Below are 4,008 nucleotides of genomic sequence, written 5' to 3'. Positions count from 1 at the left end.
CATCGATATCCGAGCGATTTTGGCAGCACATCTCGGAGCGCGACTACAAGTTCAAGCAGGCGTCGCGCTCACTCAGCGAGCATATAACCGTTACTAAGGCCTTCCTCGGCTCGATCGTGAAGGAACTTGGCATCGCGGGAGTGGCGCTTGCGCTGATTGGTCTTGTCGGAGGGCTGTTCAGGAGGCGCGGCCGAACGTTCTTCCTCCTTCTGATTGCATTCGGGACGCTGCTCGTCGCGCTTCTATACGGCGAGGGAACATATCTGGAGCCAGCCTATTGCCTGCCAGCCTACATGGCGGCCGCAGTCCTAGCGGGGCTTGGCGCCGCCGAAGTCGTCCTCATCTTCGCTGGCCGCCGGGACCTGAGCCAAACGGCGACTCGGCGAAAGCTTGCGCTTGTGGTCTCGATCGTGCTCATCGTCATCCCGGCCAGTCTCTTGGCCTCGAACTACCACAGGTGCGACAGCTCGAGGAACTACTACGCCTACTGGCACGGACTTAACCTTCTCAGAACGATGCCGCTTGGCTCCACGTTCTTCGGTGAGACGGACACAGCACTGTTCCCTCTTTACTACCTCAAATTCGTGGAGGGTCGGCGACCCGACGTGAATCTTTACGATAGAAAATGGCGAGTCATAGAGTATTTTGACCAAAATGACCCACAAGCATCCTACAACCGCGAGATGCGAATTATAGAAAACTCTCGCGATGCGCCAGTGTTCTATGCGGAGTATCCCTCGGTGCCAGCCATTAACATCAAGCTCTTCGGCATACTGCTCGAGGCCTTCCTCACCGAACCGCTCACGGGGACTATCGATTTTCAACGGCTCTATTCCAACTTCCTGGCTGAGCCCGAGAAGGATATCTACATCGACAAGTGGACGCGGGAGTCGCGGGCCAAGTATTTTCTTCTGTGGGGACACCAATCTCAACTTCAGGGCAATCTCGCCGCCGCAAGGTTACACTTTGAGGAGGCACAGCGCCTCGGTTTTGAGAATGCGGCCTTGATGAACAACCTCTCCATCTACTTCCAGCGAGCCGGGATGGCCGACCAGGCGGTATCAGCTGTCCAAAGGGCAGTAACGCTGCGCCCCAATAGCGCCGCGTTCCTGACCAGGCTCGGACTTCTCTACTACAAGCTCAAGAGGTTCGAGGAGGCGACAGCGGCGCTTGAGAGAGCGCTTGCTATTGACGGCCATAACCCGGACGCGACGATCTATCTGGGGAACGCGTTCATGTTCAAGGGCGACCTCGCAAGGGCAAAGATGTATTTTGAGAAGACTCTCAAGATAATGCCGCACAACATTCAAGCCCACAACAACCTCGGGTTCATCTACAAGCGGCAGGCCAAATATGATGAGGCCGCCGACCACTTCAAGGAGGCGGTCCGTATTGGCACGCACTCCTACTTGCCATACTTCAACCTGGCCTGCGTCTATGCCCTGAAGGGGGATGCCGATAACGCGTTCAAATGGCTGAGGCGCGGACGGAGGTATATGACCAAGGACATTGTTGAGTCTATACGAGAGCAGAAGGATTTTGATAGTATCCGAGACGATCCCAGGTTTGACAGAATCCTGAGCGCGGGCGATTGAGGTCAAAAAATCCCAGAGATTGACGTGAGAGATTGGGAAGCAGCATCTGCGAGATTTGTTTCTAGCAAGGCAGCGGCAGCGGGCGTCTTTTTCCTTGCTATCTTGGTGCCCGGGGCGGGACATCTCTATCTTCGGCGGAGAAAGAAAGCCCTGCTTTTGGCCAGCATCATTGTCGTCACGTTCGTTCTCGGCGTTCACCTTGAGGGGAAGCTCTTCGCGTTCGAGAAAGGCCAGAGCGGGTCAGAGACGCTGATCAACTACATCGGGTCCCTGGCGGGATTGGGGAACGGAATACTGTACCTCGTCGCCATTGGGTTCGGCCTCGCGAAGGGCCAGATTGACCAGCCAACGTTTGAGATCGGCATCACCTTCCTGTTGAGCGCCGGACTTTTCAACATCCTGGCGGCCGTCGATGCTTATCGCTGTTCGATCGGCTACGATTACGACGCTGCCGAGGCGGCCCGGCTCCAGGCACGGGGGGAGAAAAAGGCCAAGAGAAGAGCCAGGAAACAAAGCGCTCGCCAGAACAAGAGGCAACAGTTACCAAAATGACGCATTTTCTCTGTCTCATATACATCTCGTTCGCAATATCCACGGTTGTGGCTACAACCGCGACCAACGACCCAGCGAAGATTTTCAAGCGCACGGCGAAGTACTTTGGCATGATGGCCATTGGCTCCATCGCTGTCGGCTGGTTGATGTTTCTGCTGTCGCCATAATAGTCGAAGTACATTTGGAGGTCTGATATGACGGTTGAGTGCAAGAACTACATAAACGGGGAGTGGACAGACAGCGCCTCGGGCAGGACTTATGAGAACCGAAATCCCGCAAACCCTGACGAGCTGATTGCCATTCATCAGAAGTCGAACGCTGATGACGTCGATCTCGCGATGAGTGCGGCGCGTGCGGCACAGAAGAAGTGGGCGCTTGTGCCAGCGCCGAAGCGTGGGGAGCTGATGTTTCGGGTCGCTGACATCCTCAAGCGCCGGAAGGAGGAGATCGCCCGGGACATGACTCGGGAGATGGGCAAGGTCATAGCAGAGACCAGGGGCGACGTTCAGGAGGGGATCGACATGGCCTTTTACGCGGCCGGCGAGGGAAGGAGGTCCTTCGGGCAGACCGTTCCCGCCGAGATGCCGAACAAGTTCGCAATGTCGGTCAGGATGCCTGTCGGCGTTGTCTCTGCGATAACGCCCTGGAACTTCCCGGTCGCGATTCCGACCTGGAAGTCGCTTCCGGCCATCGTGTTGGGCAACGCTGTCGTCATAAAGCCCGCAACGCTCACCCCGCTCTCAGTTATCCACCTGGCCGAGGTCTTCGAGGAGGCGGGCCTTCTGGCGGGCGTTTTCAACGTCGTTACAGGCTCCGGCGCCGAGATCGGCGACGACATGGTGACCCATAAAGAGGTCAACCTGATCTCGTTCACCGGCTCAACGGAGATAGGAACCGCTCTCAGCGTATCTGCGGCCAAACACAGAAAACGCGTCTGCCTCGAGATGGGCGGCAAGAACGCGATCATGGTCATGGACGATGCGAGGCTTGACCTAGCGCTCGAGGGCGCCTTGTGGGGCGGTTTTGGCACCACGGGACAGCGATGCACTGCGACGAGCAGGATAATAGTTCACCAAAAGGTCGCTCAACAGTTCGCTGAACGATATGTGACACAGGCCGAGAAATTGCGGCTTGGCTCAGGTCTCGACCCGAACGTTGAGGTTGGCCCACTCGTGAGCGAAGGCCAGCTCAGAACAGTTCATTCCTACGTCGAGATCGGCAAGGCCGAGGGAGCCCAGCTTCTGGCCGGCGGCGAGCGATACACGGGGCCGGGCTGTGAGAAAGGCAGCTTCTACAAGCCAACGATTTTCTTCAACGTGAAGCGCAACATGAGAATCGCGAAAGAGGAGATATTTGGGCCAGTCGTCTCAATAATCGTCGTCGAAGACCTTGACGAGGCGATCGACATCTGCAACGACACGGAGTATGGCCTCTCCGGCGCGATATACACGCAGGACGTTAATAAGGCCTTCGTCGCGATGCGGGATGTGCACACGGGCTTGTTCTACGTCAACGCACCGACCATTGGCGCCGAGATACAGCTCCCGTTCGGAGGCACCAAGGGCACTGGCAATGGCCATCGGGAGGCCGGAATCGCCGCGATTGACGTTTTCTGCGAATGGAAGGCCATCTATGTAGATTTCAGCGGCAAGCTCCAGAGGGCACAAATAGACGACTTCGAGAATTAGTCCCTCGTTGGCGAACATTCAAGTTCTCGGGCGGGTTCTTGAGGCAGGGTGGGACGTGCAATGCGGTCGCCCTCAGGTGGAGAATAGGACCCGCCCGAACTTTCTCGGCTTGAACTCGCCTCGGAAATGAGATGAGAATCCTCGCCGTTGACACTTCAACCCAGGTCGGCGCC

At 56.9% G+C, this 4,008-nt stretch carries 4 protein-coding genes; all 4 read left to right on the top strand.

The genetic code is table 11. The features are described 5' to 3' along the window. On the top strand, nucleotides 1-1,595 hold a 1,595-nt coding region (locus tag VM163_11575; GenBank protein ID HUT04515.1), incomplete at its 5' end, for a tetratricopeptide repeat protein. A 24-nt stretch (nucleotides 1,596-1,619) separates the two neighbouring features. Then, a complete protein-coding gene (locus VM163_11570; protein ID HUT04514.1) occupies nucleotides 1,620-2,147 on the top strand; it encodes a DUF6677 family protein in 528 nt (175 codons plus the stop codon). Continuing rightward, a complete protein-coding gene (locus VM163_11565) occupies nucleotides 2,144-2,314 on the top strand; it encodes a hypothetical protein (protein ID HUT04513.1) in 171 nt (56 codons plus the stop codon). The genes VM163_11570 and VM163_11565 overlap by 4 nt, the downstream gene beginning before the upstream one ends. A 27-nt stretch (nucleotides 2,315-2,341) precedes the next feature. Further along, a complete protein-coding gene (locus VM163_11560; GenBank protein HUT04512.1) occupies nucleotides 2,342-3,835 on the top strand; it encodes an aldehyde dehydrogenase family protein in 1,494 nt (497 codons plus the stop codon). The last annotated feature ends 173 nt before the right edge of the window (nucleotides 3,836-4,008 follow it).

The organism is bacterium, assembly GCA_035527515.1.
In the GTDB taxonomy this organism is placed as follows: Bacteria; B130-G9; B130-G9; order B130-G9; family B130-G9; genus B130-G9.
Note: the sequence above shows the minus strand (reverse complement) of the source record. Positions and strands in the feature narration are given on the sequence as shown.

Excerpts from the sequence above, each read along its gene's own strand:
- VM163_11565 (HUT04513.1), top strand. The coding sequence starts at position 2,144 with ATGACGCATTTTCTCTGTCTCATATACATCTCGTTCGCAATATCCACG.
- VM163_11560 (HUT04512.1), top strand. The coding sequence starts at position 2,342 with ATGACGGTTGAGTGCAAGAACTACATAAACGGGGAGTGGACAGACAGC.